General features: G+C 36.9%; 21 protein-coding genes and 2 pseudogenes. 8 read left to right on the top strand and 15 right to left on the bottom strand.

Annotation, left to right across the window (positions count from 1 at the left end; genetic code table 11):
• Positions 1-304 precede the first annotated feature (304 nt).
• Entirely contained in the window at positions 305-1009 is a 705-nt protein-coding gene (locus H6G44_RS15670) for a hypothetical protein (RefSeq protein ID WP_190387499.1), read from the top strand.
• 70 nt (positions 1010-1079) lie between these two features.
• Here H6G44_RS15670 and clpP read toward each other — a convergent pair whose 3' ends face one another.
• Complete coding sequence (gene clpP / locus H6G44_RS15665; protein WP_190387481.1) at positions 1080-1685, bottom strand: ATP-dependent Clp endopeptidase proteolytic subunit ClpP; 606 nt, start codon at positions 1683-1685, stop codon at positions 1080-1082.
• Positions 1686-2108: 423 nt separating this feature from the next.
• Here clpP and H6G44_RS15660 point away from each other — a divergent pair, with 423 nt between their 5' ends.
• Positions 2109-2264 (top strand): hypothetical protein, encoded by a 156-nt coding sequence (locus tag H6G44_RS15660; protein WP_190387482.1) that lies wholly within the window; start codon positions 2109-2111, stop codon positions 2262-2264.
• A 154-nt stretch (positions 2265-2418) separates the two neighbouring features.
• Here the strand turns inward: H6G44_RS15660 and H6G44_RS15655 are convergent, their stop codons facing one another.
• The 8 genes from H6G44_RS15655 to H6G44_RS15620 all read right to left on the bottom strand — a co-directional run bounded on the left by H6G44_RS15655 (position 2419) and on the right by H6G44_RS15620 (position 9249).
• Entirely contained in the window at positions 2419-3390 is a 972-nt protein-coding gene (locus H6G44_RS15655; protein WP_190387483.1) for an FTR1 family iron permease, read from the bottom strand.
• A gap of 95 nt (positions 3391-3485) precedes the next feature.
• Positions 3486-3920, bottom strand: a complete 435-nt coding sequence (locus H6G44_RS15650; RefSeq protein WP_190387484.1) for a ferritin-like domain-containing protein — start codon at positions 3918-3920, stop codon at positions 3486-3488.
• Between the two features lie 269 nt (positions 3921-4189).
• Positions 4190-5218, bottom strand: coding sequence for a ComEA family DNA-binding protein (locus H6G44_RS15645; RefSeq protein WP_190387485.1), 1029 nt, complete (start codon positions 5216-5218; stop codon positions 4190-4192).
• A 315-nt stretch (positions 5219-5533) separates the two neighbouring features.
• Positions 5534-5746, bottom strand: a complete 213-nt coding sequence (locus H6G44_RS15640; protein ID WP_190387486.1) for a hypothetical protein — start codon at positions 5744-5746, stop codon at positions 5534-5536.
• 28 nt (positions 5747-5774) lie between these two features.
• Positions 5775-6251, bottom strand: coding sequence for a hypothetical protein (locus H6G44_RS15635; protein WP_190387487.1), 477 nt, complete (start codon positions 6249-6251; stop codon positions 5775-5777).
• A 34-nt stretch (positions 6252-6285) separates the two neighbouring features.
• A complete protein-coding gene (locus H6G44_RS15630) occupies positions 6286-6906 on the bottom strand; it encodes a hypothetical protein (protein ID WP_137907761.1) in 621 nt (206 codons plus the stop codon).
• 435 nt (positions 6907-7341) lie between these two features.
• Entirely contained in the window at positions 7342-8346 is a 1005-nt protein-coding gene (locus H6G44_RS15625; RefSeq protein WP_190387488.1) for a multicopper oxidase domain-containing protein, read from the bottom strand.
• Between the two features lie 327 nt (positions 8347-8673).
• A complete protein-coding gene (locus H6G44_RS15620) occupies positions 8674-9249 on the bottom strand; it encodes a Uma2 family endonuclease (RefSeq protein WP_028090221.1) in 576 nt (191 codons plus the stop codon).
• A 181-nt stretch (positions 9250-9430) separates the two neighbouring features.
• On the opposite strand from H6G44_RS15620, the gene H6G44_RS15615 reads away from it, so the two are divergent.
• Positions 9431-9700: a hypothetical protein gene (locus tag H6G44_RS15615; RefSeq protein WP_190387489.1), complete on the top strand. Its 270-nt coding sequence runs from the start codon at positions 9431-9433 to the stop codon at positions 9698-9700.
• Positions 9670-10116 (top strand): HNH endonuclease, encoded by a 447-nt coding sequence (locus tag H6G44_RS15610; protein ID WP_190387490.1) that lies wholly within the window; start codon positions 9670-9672, stop codon positions 10114-10116. Before H6G44_RS15615 ends, H6G44_RS15610 begins: the two co-directional genes overlap by 31 nt.
• Positions 10117-10306: 190 nt before the next feature.
• Here H6G44_RS15610 and H6G44_RS15605 read toward each other — a convergent pair whose 3' ends face one another.
• A complete protein-coding gene (locus H6G44_RS15605; protein WP_190387491.1) occupies positions 10307-10627 on the bottom strand; it encodes an element excision factor XisI family protein in 321 nt (106 codons plus the stop codon).
• Positions 10615-10890, bottom strand: a pseudogene (locus tag H6G44_RS15600) (element excision factor XisH family protein). The gene H6G44_RS15605 and the pseudogene H6G44_RS15600 overlap by 13 nt, the downstream one beginning before the upstream one ends.
• Positions 10891-11176: 286 nt before the next feature.
• Between H6G44_RS15600 and H6G44_RS15595 the strand changes: the two are divergent.
• The 4 genes from H6G44_RS15595 to H6G44_RS15580 all read left to right on the top strand — a co-directional run bounded on the left by H6G44_RS15595 (position 11177) and on the right by H6G44_RS15580 (position 14248).
• Positions 11177-12100 (top strand): energy-coupling factor ABC transporter permease, encoded by a 924-nt coding sequence (locus H6G44_RS15595; RefSeq protein ID WP_190387492.1) that lies wholly within the window; start codon positions 11177-11179, stop codon positions 12098-12100.
• Positions 12101-12102: 2 nt separating this feature from the next.
• Positions 12103-12762, top strand: coding sequence for an energy-coupling factor transporter transmembrane component T family protein (locus H6G44_RS15590; RefSeq protein ID WP_190387493.1), 660 nt, complete (start codon positions 12103-12105; stop codon positions 12760-12762).
• A 10-nt stretch (positions 12763-12772) separates the two neighbouring features.
• A complete protein-coding gene (locus H6G44_RS15585; RefSeq protein ID WP_190387494.1) occupies positions 12773-13537 on the top strand; it encodes an energy-coupling factor ABC transporter ATP-binding protein in 765 nt (254 codons plus the stop codon).
• 222 nt (positions 13538-13759) lie between these two features.
• Entirely contained in the window at positions 13760-14248 is a 489-nt protein-coding gene (locus H6G44_RS15580) for a hypothetical protein (RefSeq protein ID WP_190387495.1), read from the top strand.
• Positions 14249-14265: 17 nt separating this feature from the next.
• Here the strand turns inward: H6G44_RS15580 and H6G44_RS15575 are convergent, their stop codons facing one another.
• The 4 genes and pseudogenes from H6G44_RS15575 to H6G44_RS15560 form a co-directional block, all read right to left on the bottom strand.
• Positions 14266-15711, bottom strand: coding sequence for a RecQ family ATP-dependent DNA helicase (locus H6G44_RS15575; RefSeq protein ID WP_190387496.1), 1446 nt, complete (start codon positions 15709-15711; stop codon positions 14266-14268).
• Between the two features lie 88 nt (positions 15712-15799).
• Positions 15800-16750 carry an isoaspartyl peptidase/L-asparaginase gene (locus tag H6G44_RS15570; RefSeq protein WP_190387497.1) on the bottom strand — a complete coding sequence of 317 codons (951 nt, stop codon included), beginning with the start codon at positions 16748-16750 and terminating at the stop codon, positions 15800-15802.
• A 62-nt stretch (positions 16751-16812) separates the two neighbouring features.
• Positions 16813-16974 carry a DUF2256 domain-containing protein gene (locus tag H6G44_RS15565; protein WP_190387498.1) on the bottom strand — a complete coding sequence of 54 codons (162 nt, stop codon included), beginning with the start codon at positions 16972-16974 and terminating at the stop codon, positions 16813-16815.
• Between the two features lie 132 nt (positions 16975-17106).
• A pseudogene (locus H6G44_RS15560) lies at positions 17107-17219 on the bottom strand (IS200/IS605 family transposase); the annotation flags it as partial.

Raw genomic sequence — 17219 nt, 5'->3', positions numbered from 1 at the left:
GGCAGTGAGGGCGAACCTTATCTTTACTATTGTAGATTTAGAGCGCACTTCTTTAAAAATACTTCTAGATATCTAATTGGGTAATTAGTATAGCATTTAATTAGGTGAAGATGACAATTTCTGATCAATAACTGCTAGAATCAGGTCATATCTAATGTCTTGTGTCTTAACTGTCCGGTTCTCAGTAGGACTTTATACGGAAATATGCCCTTATGTCTAGGAGTAGTTAATTATCCTTGTCCGTTATTCCCTGACTAGAAATTTATGTAGTTACGAGAATTTAGATAAAATGGTTGAAAGTATGATGTTGGCGCAATTCCAAAACTTGTACCCCAACGGCAGTATAATCTCGGAATTAATAGAAATTTTTCAAGGTAAATATATCGTCCGTGTCAGTATACAACTTGAAGGTATCATCCGTGCAACGGGAATTGCCGGAGCAGAAACGGTGGAAGCTGCAGAAGACCAAGCTAGAATTAGGGCGTTAACAGTTTTAGGAATCAAGAATCTACCAGTAGAAGTTACAAAATCGGCCCCACTATTAGTTCCCCCACCACCAATCCAACCTAGTTTACAGGAATCAAAACCTGTTTCTCCTGTCAGCAGCAATACACCAATATATACACCACCTGTTCTAGAAGAGCTTAATACTGATAAAGCTACAAAACCAGAGATATTTCCTCATTCAGAACCAGAATATCCACCTTTAACAGAAGTCTCTCTTAGTAATGTCACACCGTTTACTCCTCGGAATTATACCCCTTATGAAGATGCTGGTGTTCAGTCAGTCATCGGTAAAAAGAAAAGACATAATGAACCAGTAAATTTATCTGATGTAATTGCCCAAACAGATGTAGAAATTGAGCGTTTAGGTTGGACACCAGAACAAGGAAAAGATTATTTGGTGAAAACCTACAATAAACGAGGACGTTCTCTTCTGAGTGAAGAAGAATTACGCAATTTTCTCACTTACCTAAAATCCCAACCAGACCCAATTGCGGGATTTTAAACTGGCCAGTTGTTAGTCGTTAGTTTTTTCCTTTACCACTGACCACTAACCACTGACCACTGACCAATAACTAAACTAGAGCGACAGGACGACTACCTGCGGCATGACGGTCAATTACTTGGTCAATTAAGCCATAGTCTTTAGCTTCAGCCGGAGACATAAAGAAATCACGTTCGGTATCTTCAGAAATCCGCTCAAAAGGTTGACCAGTGTGTTCAGCGAGAAACTCATTCAGTCGTTGCTTGTGGTACAGAATTTCCCGGGCTTGAATTGCAATATCAGTCGCTTGTCCCTGAGCACCACCCAGGGGTTGATGAATCATAATCCGTGAATGGGGTAAACTCATACGTTTACCCTTTGTACCAGCACTGAGAAGAAAAGCTCCCATACTTGCCGCTAATCCAGTACAAATTGTACAAACATCAGGGCGAATATGCTTCATAGTGTCAAAAATTCCCATTCCTGCTGTCACTGAACCACCAGGAGAATTAATGTACATATATATGTCCTTCTCCGCGTCCTCAGAATCTAAAAACAGCAGTTGGGCCACAATCAAGTTGGCTAGATTGCTATCAACTTGTTCTCCCAAAAAAATAATCCGCTCACGCAACAGCCGTGAATAGATATCAAAGGCGCGTTCGCCTCGACCCGATTGTTCAATAACGATAGGAATCATTTAGCGTGTTTTTAGCTATTTTTCATTTATTCTATCGGTGACAATGGCTGATTGTGTTGAAATTACCAATGAACATTAGTTTAAGCGAGATAAAGAGAGCAGCTAAAAGTCAATGTAAAGAAATATATTTTACGTAAATGCCAGTGTTTGTACAGTTTCCAATAATTAATTACCTGGGGTATAAGAATTAGTTATTTCTATAAATCTAAAAATAAATTTGTATTTTTAAGACACTTTTCAGGAAAAACAAACGTCTAAATTGTTAGGTATATATGAATGGAAAACTAGATCACATTCTTTCATTGATTTCTAAGATATTCTCAAATTATATTCACCGTATCCAAATAAATCAATAACACAAAGTGTATTTAGAATAACAAATTTACATGGAAGTCCCATCCATATAAATAAAGAGAGGATGTTATGTCAGAAAAATTTATACAAGCGGTCTTGATTACATTTTTGTTGGAACTGATAGCGGTGTTGGGTAATAATACTCCACTACACCAGAAAACAGTCTCTCCTCTTGCGGAAATGTCATGGCCTGAAATTACTTGGAATTTTAAGGCTTTGGATTGAATGCTAGGAATAGGGAAGAGGTAATAATTTTACCCTTTTCTGTTTGTTAGTGTTGGTCAAGATATTCAAGGGCGCAAACTCCGCGCTCTTGCGTATTGACGATTTTAATCTATAAATTACTGATTTGAAACTCGTTTGCAAATGTGGTGAATTGTCACTTAATTTTTAATTCCTCCTTGATGTTACTGGTCATGATTTTATTTTTGCTAGTTTGATTATTATCGCCTGTAATGCTGCGGAAATATAGTCCACCAATACTAACAAGAAATACTAAATATCCTACGGCTTGAACAATATAAATTTTGTCTCTATAACCAAATAATGATTTGAGAATGATACCGGGGAACTGTTCATCAGATAAGATATTTTCAGTATTCCAAACTATTGGACCTAAAATACAAGAGTGAATGCTTGTGAAGTGTTCGTAATAGAAACAAAGATTTTCTGAAGAACGACTACTCAGAGCTAAATTAGCTATAGCTTCATCAAAATGTTGTAAACCAGATACTACTAAACCGGAAACAATTAATATTAATAAAACGCCCATAACTTGGAAGAATTGACGGATATTAATTTTCACCCCCCATTTAAACAATAAAAAACCAATTGCTGCGGCTGTAGCTAAACCACCAAACGCGCCTAAAGTTGGTAATAAACCTTGTTGAAAATTAGCTGCGACAAATAAAACAGTTTCAAATCCTTCGCGGACAATGGCGACTAAAATTAAACTAAAAACTCCCCAAGCTGCATTTGAATTTTTTCCCAGTGCTTGGGTAATTGCTCCCTCAACTTGTGCTTTCATGAATCTGGCTTGTTTTGTCATCCAGATTAGCATCCAACTGAGCATGACTATTGCTAAAATGCTAAATACACCTTCTAATGTTGGCTCAACTACAGGGGTATACTGAGGATTAATAGATGCTAGGAATTTAATGATCCCAGTAAATAAAATACCGATTAAACCACTAACTATAATACCAACAATAACACCAGCATATACCCAAGAATTGAGTTGAGATTGTTTAGCTTTTTTCAATAATGCGAGGACAATACCCACAACTAGAGCGGCTTCTACACCTTCTCGGAGGGTAATTACAAAAGTAGGTAAGGCGGTACTAAAATTCATTTTATTTAGTTAGTTGTTAGTTGTTAGTTGTTAGTTGTTAGTTGTCAGTTGTCAGTTGTAGATTTTGCTTCTCCTGACTCCTGACTGCTGTTGTATTAACTGAAATCCCGTAACATTTTTTTGAGTTCGAGATTGTGCATTTCTTCTTGTCCGATCATACCACGGGTAAATTCTTCTAGATAAATACTAGCATTTGCGACGGTTTCTAGAAGACTTTTGTACATATCCAAAGCTTTCTTTTCATGGGATAAACTTTCTTGTAAAATGTCTTTAACATTATGTTTGAAAGTTTCTTCCATGGGAGCGATTCTTAATGTAGGATGTCCTTCTAAACCTGTAAGAATTTCTCCGACTTGTTGAGCGTGTAATAAAGATTCTGCGGCTTGGGCCTTGAAAAATGCCACAATAGGAATACGATTTGGACCTGTCACCATTAAGGAATAATGGGTATAGCGAACTACCCCTGCTAATTCAAATTCCATAATGGAATTGAGAATATCAATGGTTTTTTGGTGGTCGAGTTCTTGCATTAGTTGTTAAGTTGAGCAAAATTACATGAGGAGAGTCTTGAGTTACTAATTATGAGCAATAAATTACACTTTTTTAGATAGGAATTACGCAAAATATCTCTGAAAACCTCATTCCTCCGTGTCCTCCGTGCCTCTGTGGTTCGTTATTCCGTGATTTGTGCGTAAGTCCTATCCAAAATGAAAATATTCTCACCCTTAGCTATAAATTATTTTCTCCCTTATTTATGATTTTAAACTGTTTATTCTGGACTTTTAATATTGTGAAAATGCTAACTCATGGTTTTACTGTGAGTTTTTTCTCGCACTTTTTGAGTATTTTCCTCAATGGTTTTCACTAGTTTGGTAACATCTTCCGGGGTTTTGACTGCTTGCGCTGGGGGAATAGCAGCAGGCCAAACTTTGACTAATTCTCCAAAAGCTGTATCTATGGCTTTGTGTGCTTCGGGATTTTCTTGGATCATTTGACTAGAAATACTTTTATATAGTTCTTGAGAATAGACTACAAAGCCACGAGAATCTTGATATTCAATGGGGGCGCTAATTTTACCTTTTGCTACTGCTGCACCATATTCTGAGTTAGCGGCATCTAATAAACTGTTGATTACTGGTAGAATAAATTCGGGTTGGCTGCGTTGTTCGGTTGGTAAAACAGCAATAGCATTATCAACAGCTTGCATAGCAGTGGTAAAATTAGTTTTTATTTTGGCATCCTTGGGATTGGATTTCACTAAATCTGTTAAACTGACTAAGTTACTTTTAAATTCTTTAACTTTACGTTCATCTAATTGTTCTTCAATATCAATATAAATCTCTTCTACTGGGTGTCCAATATGGGGTTGAGCTTGTTTGGGTTGATTTTGATCTAACAGTTCTTGGGCTACTAAAAGATGTCCTTTCATTAATCCCAATTTTGTCATATAGTCAATATCTTTGGCTTCACCTGTTAATACAACTTCCTCCACTGTCACCATATCTTTAATTTGGTCAAACTGTGGTTGAGTAATTACTTTTTTGCTGACTAAATCTGCTGGATTACCATAAGGACGATTAGCTTGAATTTTGTTAGATAAAGCCGGAATTCCTAATGTAGCTTCTAATTTATCTAACTGCGATAAAATTGCATTATTGATATTAATTTTAGCTTTACCACTATGACCGCTATGGGTGCTAGTTTCTGCCACTTGGGCTACAGTTGGTGTTGATTTAATATCTGATTTTACTGTATTGCCGGTACAAGAACTCAAGGAAATTAAGGTACAAGCAGCAATAGACAGGAATAAATAACGGAATTTAATCATTTTTACTCCAAAATAGGATTTAAGTCAAAGTTTTAGCTATTTTTCTGATATCCAGTCAAAAACTAATAAGTATTTGCAATAGCTGTCTATGGTAATTTATCATAAATAAAAGTTTTTATCAACTAGTTAGAGAAATTGAGTATAATTTTAATATTTTATTTTTATTTTCTCTTAATGCTCCGATTTCAAGGTATTAAAGCTTATAATCTAATTGGGTACTCATTCCCAGGTGGCCGCCTGGAAATGAGAAACTAAAAACAAGAAAACCTAATTAGACTCCATTGCAAATGCTTGTGTCAAAGCTGCATGGGGTCTTTACTTTGCAGAATCGGAGTAATATTTGCTTTCAGCGGGTAAGGACTTAATATGAAAGCCTTTAAACTTTTCCTTCTGACTAACGCGCATCATAGATGTAGGATAAGTAACAGTCAAGAGAGCAAAAACCCCGACTAAAAGCCAGATATATTTGTGTAAATCTCTCCCTAGTATCTTTTCTTTGCTAGTATTCTCTGTTGTTTGTGTTTGCATAATTCAGTCCCTTGATTTTTTGCTTGATTTAGGTTAATGGTAAATAGGGAAAAAGAGGATGCCAACTCATTGCTGTAGCAGCAACCATTAAGGTAAACAGCCAGAAAAATATCGTTCTCGATTTAATCTTTTTGTTGTTCCAAAGTAGGGAAAGAATAGCCCAACTCACCAACCAACTAATAAGTAAGATTGTTTCTTTCCCAGAATAACTGCCAATATTACCCCACATTTTACTGGGGTTATGGCTGCCTGGTATCCAACTTCCCAATGACCAAATCATTTTCTCTATGTTTTTATTAGTATCAGAAAAATGATGTGCCACCATCATTGTAAAACATCCAATTGCTGCACTAATTAAAGCTGCCGCTGCCGGTCCAGAAACCGTTGGTGGATGATTTGAACCTGCTGCTAAAAATCGGGGAAATTGTTTACATGACTGCCAAAATCTACCATATATAGGTTGTGGTTCTGGTGCGATTTCAGAAAATTGAGATTGTTTATTCATCAAATAATCCTCAAGAATTTAATTACAAAGCTAATTACAAAGCGTGAATTTTAGCGACACCAATTCCAGTTACTAAACCACCCATGGCAAAAAACATCATGGCTATTAAAGCCACACAAGTAGCTGTGAGAACGGGACGGTTTTGTTTTTCTAAAATTGAGTCGCCATATTGCCATAAAATCCAGCTACAAGCTACCCCTAATGGCAAGGTAAATAAAACGCTAAATTCGTGGTATTCCATAAGTACATATTGGACTAAAGGGGAGTTTTCTTTTAGCCAAGCTCTTGCACCACCAAATTCTATTCCAGCCCGATAACGCATATATGCTAAATTGCCTGTAGCGATACCCAAAAATGCAATTACACTAGACCAAAATGTTAGGGTACGCATCTGCGGTAATATCTTACTTGCACCTCGTAGCAAGGGAAAGGCTAAATGTCCTGTATACACAGCAACAACTGTTGCCAGCAATGCTCCTACGCCGTGAATTGTGCCTATGGAACGCTGCCAAGGGCTGGGATGTAAAAGATTAAAAAATGGCAAAAATAGAAACATTCCTGCTGATAAAATACTCAATCCATACACAGTAACTTTGGCGATATCTAGCTGTTTGGGAAAGGTTTCTGAAGTTGAATTAATGCCTGAGTCTAACACTATCAATGCTCCTGTAATGATGTGATCAAAAATATTCATTTAATTACCAAAATCTCTATCTCATCATGATTTATAACTGCTAAATTTACCCCAAATAACTTCTAAGTTAATATTTAGTTGGGAATTGTCTTAGCAAAATTAACTTTTTCAGATGTGCTATTAATTTGATAATGGGATGATATTTTTGTGATTATTAAATCATACATTCTTTTAGCAAAAAAAGAAATATCTTTTGTGATTTTTTTTTATATTTTCCTTGATTTATGATAATTATTACTTATATATGAAGCTAATAAATTTGTCAGAATATGAAAATTTATAGAACTATATTTGATCTGGGAACGGGTTTTTAGATAAAAACTTGATTGCATAAATATTTTAGTCTCAATATATTTTCAAAATACAAAATTCTTAACTTTTTCAATACTCAAAATTTTAGGAGTCTTTTTCTGAAATTACTGCAAATTGTCCCATACAACCGCTTTCAGCAATAGCATCTTGGTGAGGATGAAACATATACTTACCTGGATACTTAAAAGCAAATTCTAAAATATGTCTTTCTGCTACACCCATGGTTAAAACATCCGTTTTTACACTGGGATTCATTGTCATTCCCGAAGGATAAACATCGAAGAAATTAGCGTGAAGATGAAACGTTACAGCGGGGTCAAATTCAATAATATTCAAAACATAGGCACGAATTAACTGATTTTGATAAATTTGAATAGGATGGTGCATATAATGATGTGGCACGCCATTAAAAGCATAATACTCATTGCGGTTATCATCATTTACATCATAGCCAGACATGATTAAAACAATTTCATCAGCAGGGGGACGGGGTTTAGGAGGATCAATAATAAACATTCCATATAATCCCTTGGCAACGTGACGAGTAACCGGAGCGACATGACAGTGGTATAAATGAACGCCATAGGGTTCGGCATCAAATTCATATATGGTTGCCTTGCCATTACCTATGGGTTTGATACCATCCATTTCAGCGGGATGAACTCCATGAAAGTGCAAAGAATGGGAATGTCCGGCATTATTGAGAAAAAGTATTCTTATTTTTTCTCCTTCTTTAGCCCGGAGTGTGGGTCCAGGAATGCGTCCGTTTAAATCCCAAATATTATAGGAGACAGCACTATTAAGCTGAATGGTGGAAGTACCAGCAATTAAGCGAAATTCGCGGACTACGCGCCCATTTTCCTGTTTAATTGTCCCATAATCAAAATCTCGTAACACCTGCATGGGGTTAGTAGCACCATTAGAAGCTGTTATTTTTATGGGTGGTATTTTGACACTGGCATAATTTTTGCTGTTTAAAATTTGCCAAATTGTCCCTGTCGTGATCATGAATGCACCGGAAAATCCCAGTTGTAGCAGTTGACGACGATGCCAAATTTTATTTTTACTCTCAGTAAAGTTGTCAGACATAAGACTAATAAGGGTATGCAGGTACGGTAAGTTATAAATAATTTACACTTAGCTTTATGTATAGTAAAGGAATCAGGAATTATTGTCAATAACTTGGAAAAATAATTTTCAGGACTATTTATGATATATTGGTTCATTTACCGCTGACTAGAGAACAAATGGCACTTGCACCCTAGTACATTGGGGATTACAGCGGATACAATGGCGACTGTGGGAAACTTTGAGCAAATTTAGCGTTTGAGGTCAAGGATAGCACTACAGGGGCAGCTATTAAAGATGTAAGATTGCGAGTAAAAGCGATCGCTTTGGAAGATAATTTAACAGTATTTAGACAAGAGGTAGCATCTGGAAAACTACAATTTCTAAATCAGGAAAATCTAAAGGAGATATGTTTTGATGTTCTGTGATAATTTCTCGATTTTGATAACCTTCTGCTGTGGGATTTCTAAATACAATTAACTCGCGTTTCACTACATCTAATACCCAATAATCCTTAATTCCTGCTTGAGAATAAGCTTTAGCTTTGATTTCTGTATCTAGTTTTAAACTACTATCTGCAACTTCGATAATTAAATAAATTTCTGCTGGGGTAGGATGATGATCTGCATAGTCTAGGGGATCTATTTTCACCACAGCAATATCTGGTTCTGGTTCAGACCTTTCATTTAATTTTACAGGGTCTTGAATAGCTATGCAAGCTTTATGACCAATTCTATTTTCCAACAACTTATATGTTCTTCCCACTGCTGAACGGTGGGCTGTTCCTTTAGCAATCATCCAGATTATTTTCCCCTCTAATAATTCTACCCGTTCACTTGGTTCAAATATTCCTGCTTCAGCCATTCTGTGGTATTCATCAACAGTCCACAGCCGTAATTGTAAGGGTGATTCTGTGGTTTGCATAGTTAATTAAGGTGACTATTTATTCACTATTATATGATATTTTATTTGTCAGAATCAGGATGTCCAGGATTTTAGGATTTTCAGGATTTTTGTCTGAATCAGGATATCCAGGATTTCAGGATTTACAGGATTTACAGGATTTTTTATGAGATAATAGAAATAAAGACACTGTGAACATACAATGGCTACTCAATTAATGGTTCAACCTTCGTCTTTAATATCTTCTGGTATGAAGATGAGTGAATTTGGTAATATTTATCTATTTAAATTTACCGAAGAACTGCAGATACGTTTTGAAGAACTATTAGCAAAGAAAAAATCTGATACGCTGACTTCTGAAGAGGAAGCGGAATATGTAGGTATCTCGGAGTTACAGCGAATATTTACCTTAATTAATGCTCAACTAGCGGCTAAAAGTAAATGGTGTCCGAACCAACTCGACGACTTATAAGAAAACGAGCTAAATTTCTCTGTGAATATTGCCACTCTCCTGAATATCTGAGTCCCGACCGGTTTACCATTGATCATATTATGCCGCAGTCTTTGGGGGGTTCAGATGAACTGGAGAATTTAGCCTTGGCTTGTCATCGCTGTAATGAGCGTCATTATAATTTTATAGTAGCTACTGATCCTAAAACTCAAGAGCAAGTTGCTTTATTTAACCCTCGTCAGCAAGAATGGTCAGAGAATTTCATTTGGACAAAAGATGGTATAAAAATTGTAGGTACAACGCCTACAGGAAGAGCTACTAGCGATCGCTTTGACTTCAATGATGAAAGACGTGATGAGCCTTCTATTCAAGTTGCTCGGCGTTTTTGGGTAGAAGCGGGTTGGCATCCACCACTATCAGATCCTCGTCAAGAATAAAAATCAATTTCCTTGGATGTTGACTCTGACAGAACAGGAAAGAAGACAAAAGGAAAGATTGATAGAACAGTTAAGAAAGCTGGGGGTAGAACCTGATATTTTATTTGTCAGAATCAGGATTTTCAGGATTTTTGCTGACATAATGGAAATAAAGAAACTGTGAACGGATAATGATTACTCAATTAATGGTTCAACCTTCATCGTAATTATTAATTGCTCCCTTGTAGTCCTTTTTATGAAAGCATTCATTACCCAAACTGATATATTTGTCAATATCAGAAGATTTCAAACTTTCTAAATAGCCACGTAAGATTTTATCATCAATAATATCTAGATGTAAAACAGGTCCATAAATACGAGTTTGATCACGCCAACCTACATAAATTAATTGATAATGGTTATTTTCAAGATCAAAAATTGTCTGTGCTTGAATGCGTTTATCCCAAACCATACTAGCGTGTTGTTTCAGTAAGTTCTGAATATATTGCCGATATTCTTCTAATTTTGCCATTCTGCTATTACCTCTTTTTCAATATTATAAACTACTAAATAAAGTTGATTCATTTTAATCACTGCTTGAATAAAAGGCAGTATAAAAAATTCATTGTAAACAGTAATAGGAACTGCTAAATATAATGTCCGTTCTGGTTCTTGTTCTTGTAAAGCAAGACGATAAATTATAAATTGTCCTCATGCAGCATAAAGTTCTGTAATTTTTGAAGGATTAAGAAAACTTTTGATTTCTATAGCTATTTTTTGTCCTTCTTTTTCGATTGTCTGCCTAATTCAGACTTAAATTAACAAAGCTTGAAACTCCTTATCTATTGAAGCGGATAGAAATGTGAGAATATGTCATAAAGATTTATAGATGTTAACAATTTAAAAAATAAATATATAACTTGACGTATTTTTTATTACAAAAATCCTCTAAATAAATTCCCAAATATCCACCAATAGGGTATTGTCAAGACAGACAAATTTTAGTTTGCTATTAATTTTGTTAGTCGTTATATTACTGATAATTAGTCTGCAAAAAACACATTAAAAAAACACCAATCTCATGCACATACCCGATGGATTTATTTCTGTGCCAGTTGCAGTCGCTACCAGTTTAGCCAGTGCGGCAGCTTTATTTGTTGCTTTTGAGCGATCGCAAACAGCTTTTGGCATTCGTCGCGCCCCCATTCTCGGTTTAACCACAGCCTTTATTTTCGCCGCCCAAATGATTAATTTTCCCGTAGCGGGGGGGACAAGCGGCCACCTATTGGGAGGGGCTTTAGCAGCCATTATCTTGGGTAGTCCTTGGGCAGGAATGTTATGTATTGCCACGGTTTTAATTATTCAAGCCGTGTTATTTGCCGATGGTGGAATTACTGCCTTGGGAGCAAATATTTTTAACATGGGAGTCATCGGCGTGTGGGTGGCTTGGGGATTAACGCAAACTTTACAAAGACTATTTGGCGGTTCTCAAGGGCGTTTACCCCTAGCGGCAGGGATAGCAGCGGGAGTTAGTGTAGTTGTTGCCGCTATAGCTTGTGCTATTGAATTAGCTCTGTCTGGAACAGCAGCAGTCAACCTAGTTTTACCCACCATGGCGGGTGTACATATTCTTATTGGTGTAGGTGAAGGATTAATTACTGGGGGGGTACTAAATTACTTAGCTACAACTCGTCCAGATTTGTTACCAGGTGAAGAACAGAAAATTAGAGGCTGGTTAGTTCCCATTGTCAGTATTTTACTGATTTCTGGTGTATTATCCCTAGGTGCTTCTGCTTGGCCTGATGGTTTGGAAAAGGTAGCAATCAACTTAGGATTTATTGATTTAGCGGAAAATGTGCGGGTAATTGTCCCCACACCTTTAGCTGATTACAGTATTCAGGGTTTAGGGAAAATCGGTACAAGTATTGCTGGTTTGATAGGTGCTACAGCTTGCTTTGGTATAGCTTTTGGAATTGCCAAAATTATTAGACCGAACAATGCTTAATTATGATGCAAATTTCCCTACCATTACGCTTGCAATTGTCCCTAATTATTGTAATTGGGGCAGCTTTTTTAAAGTATCATACTTGGTCTAATTTACTAGTATACGGGGTGATCGCTCTTGTTTGGATTTATTTGTTACAAGTACCCCTACCCAAATTAGGCGGTCTACTGGGTACAGAATTAATTTTTTTATCCCTGGTGGCCTTACCATTGGGATGGGAACGAGCTAGTTTTTTGCTTGTGCGTTCCCTAATTTGTTTAATTGTCATGAATGGCTTTTTATTAACCTTACCTCCCCACAGTTTGGGTATTGCGCTCAAAAGCTTACCCATACCTGCACCATTAAAGGAAAACCTGATTCTCGCTGGACAATACTTAGAAATATTACTCTTAGAAGTAACACGAATGCAGCGCAGTGCCCAACTACGTGGTTTAAATGGTACAGCAGGATGGCTACGTTATGCTAGTGCTGCCATGATTGGGGCTTTATATCTCCGCACCCTCGACAGAGCCGAAAGAGTTTATGGTGCTATGGTAGCCCGTGGATATAATGGACAATTACCCCTAGATTCCCCCCCCAAACCGAAAGAACGTTTTATCTTGTTAATAGCTGGGGTGATAGCTGCTTGTTTAACCCTAAGTTCTTACCTTACTGTTATTTGAGTGGTGAATCTTGACATCATTAACTTCTAATCCCCAAATTTCTCTTTCTCAACCCCATACTGCTGTTGTTACCGTCCAAAATCTGGTTTACGCTTATTCACAACAGCACCCTGTATTACAAGAAATTTCTTTTAGCTTACAGACAGGCGATCGCGTCGCTTTAATGGGTGCTACTGGTTCAGGCAAAAGCACCTTATTAGAAAACCTCATTGGCTTAAAACATCCCCAAAGCGGCAAAATTTGGATTAACGGTATACCGATATTGCCAAACACTTTACCGCAAATCAGGCAACAAATTGGTTTTAGCTTTCAAGATCCTCATGACCAATTATTTATGCCCACAATCCTCGAAGATATCACCTTTGGACCCCTTAACTATGGTATTTCATCCATAGCTGCAAAAGATAAAGCTCATCAACTATTAGCCAACTTTGGATTAGAATCCTACGCCCACCGTTCCGCTCATGAACTTTCTGGAGGACAAAGACGTTTAGCCGCCTTAGCAGCGATTTTAGCCCTAAATCCTGACATTCTCATCTTAGATGAACCAACTAACGGACTAGACCCAGCATGGCGACGACATTTAGCCCAAGTATTATTAGAATTACCTGTAAAAGTGATGTTAATAGCTTCACATGATCTCCAGTGGCTAGGAAGAGTCACCCAACGGGCTTTAGTCTTATCTAATGGTAAAATCCAAATAGATAGCGATATTCAACCACTATTGCAAGATGGCAAAACCTTAGATAAACTGGGTTTACCAGTAGATTGGTAAAGTGTCGGCTGACAGGGATTTTGCTGGTCAATGAACCACGGTTTTTGTTTCGCGCAAAGGCGCGAAGTAGGAAAGGCGCGAAGAAAGAAGGTAATCTGTGGTTTAAATAGATAAAAACTGCGGTCATATCTTTAATCTATGCTCTGCTTCCTATTTTCCTAAATTTGGGGGTTTAAATCCCCGTTTCCAATTCTTTTTAATCTTAACTTTTTAAATTCTTAAATGTTGTTTTCTCGTTATCCAGTTATTGCTCCTGTTGCTCTGAGCATTGCTTTATTAATTACCAGTTGTAGTGACAGTAAAACCTCCCAATGTCAACGATTGATTAAAGCCGTTAATCATGGTACATTACTGATTGACACTAAAAAAGGTCAACAAGTATCAAGTAGTTTAAAATTATCTAAGGATTTAAAAAATGTCACTCAGGAACTTGAGAAATTAAACTTAAAAGATCCCAAATTAAAAGCATTTGAAACCAGTTTTATCAAAATCTTTGATCATCTCAGTCAAGCCATAGGTAAAGCTTCTAAGGCTCTTGGTGATACTAAAACAGCAGAAGCATCTTCAGATGGTACAATAAAAATTCAAAAAGCTAGAAAAGAAATTGATTCCGCACTGACAACCGCAGCTAAAACCGCTGGTAAACAATCGGATACTTTAGGTGTTCAGTTGAATAAATATTGTAGCCCAGAAGAATCAATTAAGAATTAAGAATTAAGAATTAAAAATTAATTTTTACAATTATCACAATGTCCACAACACCAATTAACAGTTGGTATTTCAAAGCCAAAAGCATTTAATAAAAACCGCCAACGACACTGTTTAATCGTTAGATATGAAGTCATTTGTTTACCAGCTTGTAATTGGGTTTTTGACGAATTTACTGACTGAGAAGAAATAGAATAATGAAAAGGATCAAGCCATTCCAATTGTCCGTTACTATGGAGAAGAGAAAGCGCCACCGCACTATCTGGAAATTCTTTAATTACACTATTTATTTCCCCTTGGGGTGGTAACTTCTTAACTAATTTTCGCGCTTTTTGTTGTTGTAATTGTAGTTGTTGTTCAAAAAATTTCTGTCTTTGTTTATCCCCAGAATCTAAAAATCCTGTCGGTTCACTGACCAAGGTTAAAACATCAGCAGGTTTCCCGTCTCTTCCCGCTCTTCCTATTTCTTGTACATATTCAGATAATAAATGTGGTGCGTGAAAATGAACTACCCAACGGACATCAGATTTATTTATCCCCATACCAAAAGCACAAGTACAGACGACAAACAGGATTTTTCCACCTAACCAATTAGCTTCAATATTCCGACGTTCTGCTGGACTCAACCCCGCATGATAACTAGCTGTTTGATAGCCATTTTCTATTAACCATTGACTGAGATATTCGCTATCTTTTCGAGTTCTTACATAAATTAAACCAACTTGCTTTGGTCTTTTTTGAATAAAATTTAATAATTGTTGTTTTCTCCCTTTAGGAGTCCAAGCAATTCGGACAATAGGATTTAAATTTTGTCGGTAGGGATTAATCTTAAAAATATCAGGTTTGTCTAATTTTAAAACTTGAGAAATAATCTTTTGAGCTAAAGGGTCAGCAGTGGCCGTAAAAGCTGCTATACTAATTTTTGTTCCTGGTGGTTTTGATTTTAACAACGCTTCCCGCGCAGTTCCCAAGCGTCGGTAAGCTGGACGAAAAGTATCACCCCATTGGACTAAACAATGGGCTTCATCTAGGATTAAACCATTAATTTGTAGTTGAGGATTAGACAATTTTTGCCAAACTATTGGACTCAGTAAGGTTTCAGGAGATAAATATAATAATCTTAATTCCTTTTTTTCTAAAGCTTGTAAAGTTTTCTGTCGTTGTAATGCGGGTAATTCACTGTGTAAAAGTCCTGCTTTTTGCTGTTTTTGACGTAATTCCTCAACTTGGTTTTCCATTAGCGCCACCAAAGGGGAAATTACTAAAGTTAATCCCGTTTTTAGTAGTGCGGGAAGTTGAAAACAAATAGATTTTCCCCCTCCTGTAGGCATAATAATTAAAGCATCTTTTTGTAAGATTAAACTGTTAACAATTTCCTTTTGGGGAGGACGAAAATCATCATATCCCCAAATTGTTTTTAATGCTGCGCGAACATCATGATCAGATTGTGTTAAAGGAAGATTCATTTTTTTACCACAAAATCACAAAAAAGAATAAATGGGAAAATAAGGAAAATATTTATCTTTACTCTTCCCACTGACAACTGACAACTGACTAATGACCAATTAATTCTTGATCATTCCATTCTAAAGTATCACCAATGTTTTCTCCATTATGGTAAGCAGCTAGTAATACCTCGCAGGTTTTACCATAGGATATCATGCCAGTGGCATCCAGAGCGATCGCTCCAAAGTCTCTATTATTCTTCTTCGCTTCTGTAAATGATTTCTGCATTGCATCCTGTAAAGACATTCCATCGGTTACTCTTATCACAACCTTAGCGGCTAAACACTCATCAATAATATCTTCACCAATACCTGTACAACTAACACCCGCGTGAATATTTGCATAATTACCAGCCGGCATCGCTGAATCACTGACGCGACCAATTCTTTCAAAGCCTTTACCACCAGTAGAAGTACCAGCAGCTAATTTACCATAACCATCTAAAGCTACAACACCAATAGTACCTCTACCAGCATTACTACTTACTGCCATTTCTGGTTCTGCTACCACACCAGCCATAGTTCTTTGAAAATTACCCTGGCGTTCCAGTGTCCATTCTTGCAAGCGCAAATCAGTTAAACCATTATAAATAGGAATTTGCAACTCTCGCGCTAACTCGGCTGCACCATAATCAGACAAAACCCGGTCATCAGAACTTTGTAAAAATAGTGCCATTGCAATAGGATTTTTTACCCGTGACACATTAATTACACCACTAAAACGGCCAGTAGTCCCATCCATCATAGAAGCGCTCATGCGGATTTGTCCATCAGATTGCAATACAGAACCAGTACCAGCATTAAAGCGTGGTTCATCTTCTAACATTTGACAACCCTTGACTATAGCTTCAGTTGCCGTCCCACCGTTTAGTAGAAGAGTATAAATATCTGCAACAATTTTAGATAAAGAGTTGCGAACCGCTATTAATCCTCCCTTACCTTGGAGAGAACTACCAGCGCCACCATGAATAATTAATTTAGGTTGTACTTGTAATGTCATGTTATTTTCTTATTTTTTCATTATCATATTAAATGTTAATTGTCAGTCGTGGTCAATGTTTCCTAAGTCTCATTTTTAGGGTGAGAACGACGACGGCGACAACGTTCTGAGCAATATTTTACCTCATCCCAACAATCTTGCCATTTTTTCCGCCAAGTAAAGGGACGTTGACAGACTATACAGATTTTTTCCGGTAAATTGGATTTGGAATAAGTAGAACGCATAAAAAATGCGGGTTTTGAGTATATATCTAAGCCAAAAATATTTTATCACCAATTACCTATTATTCATAACCAAATTACCAGCCTCAACCAGATGAATGACCGAAAAGACGGGACACAAGCCCCGTCCTTCTAGGACACCTCACGAAATGTTTTTTCAATCAAATCAAGGCTTTCACCAGTAAACACAGCCCGACGATATTTCGTAACACAGACCAAATAAATCTTTAAGTCTGTAACGCTGTGTC

It is taken from the genome of Aphanizomenon flos-aquae FACHB-1287 (assembly GCF_014698755.1).
GTDB lineage: Bacteria > Cyanobacteriota > Cyanobacteriia > Cyanobacteriales > Nostocaceae > Dolichospermum > Dolichospermum flosaquae.
Note: the sequence above shows the minus strand (reverse complement) of the source record. Positions and strands in the feature narration are given on the sequence as shown.

Excerpts from the sequence above, each read along its gene's own strand:
- H6G44_RS15570 (WP_190387497.1), bottom strand. The coding sequence starts at position 16,750 with ATGACATTACAAGTACAACCTAAATTAATTATTCATGGTGGCGCTGGT.
- H6G44_RS15620 (WP_028090221.1), bottom strand. The coding sequence starts at position 9,249 with ATGCAAACCACAGAATCACCCTTACAATTACGGCTGTGGACTGTTGAT.
- H6G44_RS15660 (WP_190387482.1), top strand. The coding sequence starts at position 2,109 with ATGTCAGAAAAATTTATACAAGCGGTCTTGATTACATTTTTGTTGGAA.
- H6G44_RS15640 (WP_190387486.1), bottom strand. The coding sequence starts at position 5,746 with ATGCAAACACAAACAACAGAGAATACTAGCAAAGAAAAGATACTAGGG.
- H6G44_RS15590 (WP_190387493.1), top strand. The coding sequence starts at position 12,103 with ATGATGCAAATTTCCCTACCATTACGCTTGCAATTGTCCCTAATTATT.
- H6G44_RS15625 (WP_190387488.1), bottom strand. The coding sequence starts at position 8,346 with ATGTCTGACAACTTTACTGAGAGTAAAAATAAAATTTGGCATCGTCGT.
- H6G44_RS15650 (WP_190387484.1), bottom strand. The coding sequence starts at position 3,920 with ATGCAAGAACTCGACCACCAAAAAACCATTGATATTCTCAATTCCATT.
- H6G44_RS15615 (WP_190387489.1), top strand. The coding sequence starts at position 9,431 with ATGGCTACTCAATTAATGGTTCAACCTTCGTCTTTAATATCTTCTGGT.
- H6G44_RS15580 (WP_190387495.1), top strand. The coding sequence starts at position 13,760 with ATGTTGTTTTCTCGTTATCCAGTTATTGCTCCTGTTGCTCTGAGCATT.
- H6G44_RS15655 (WP_190387483.1), bottom strand. The coding sequence starts at position 3,390 with ATGAATTTTAGTACCGCCTTACCTACTTTTGTAATTACCCTCCGAGAA.
- H6G44_RS15645 (WP_190387485.1), bottom strand. The coding sequence starts at position 5,218 with ATGATTAAATTCCGTTATTTATTCCTGTCTATTGCTGCTTGTACCTTA.
- H6G44_RS15670 (WP_190387499.1), top strand. The coding sequence starts at position 305 with ATGTTGGCGCAATTCCAAAACTTGTACCCCAACGGCAGTATAATCTCG.
- H6G44_RS15595 (WP_190387492.1), top strand. The coding sequence starts at position 11,177 with ATGCACATACCCGATGGATTTATTTCTGTGCCAGTTGCAGTCGCTACC.
- H6G44_RS15635 (WP_190387487.1), bottom strand. The coding sequence starts at position 6,251 with ATGAATAAACAATCTCAATTTTCTGAAATCGCACCAGAACCACAACCT.
- H6G44_RS15610 (WP_190387490.1), top strand. The coding sequence starts at position 9,670 with ATGGTGTCCGAACCAACTCGACGACTTATAAGAAAACGAGCTAAATTT.
- clpP (WP_190387481.1), bottom strand. The coding sequence starts at position 1,685 with ATGATTCCTATCGTTATTGAACAATCGGGTCGAGGCGAACGCGCCTTT.
- H6G44_RS15575 (WP_190387496.1), bottom strand. The coding sequence starts at position 15,711 with ATGAATCTTCCTTTAACACAATCTGATCATGATGTTCGCGCAGCATTA.
- H6G44_RS15565 (WP_190387498.1), bottom strand. The coding sequence starts at position 16,974 with ATGCGTTCTACTTATTCCAAATCCAATTTACCGGAAAAAATCTGTATA.
- H6G44_RS15605 (WP_190387491.1), bottom strand. The coding sequence starts at position 10,627 with ATGGCAAAATTAGAAGAATATCGGCAATATATTCAGAACTTACTGAAA.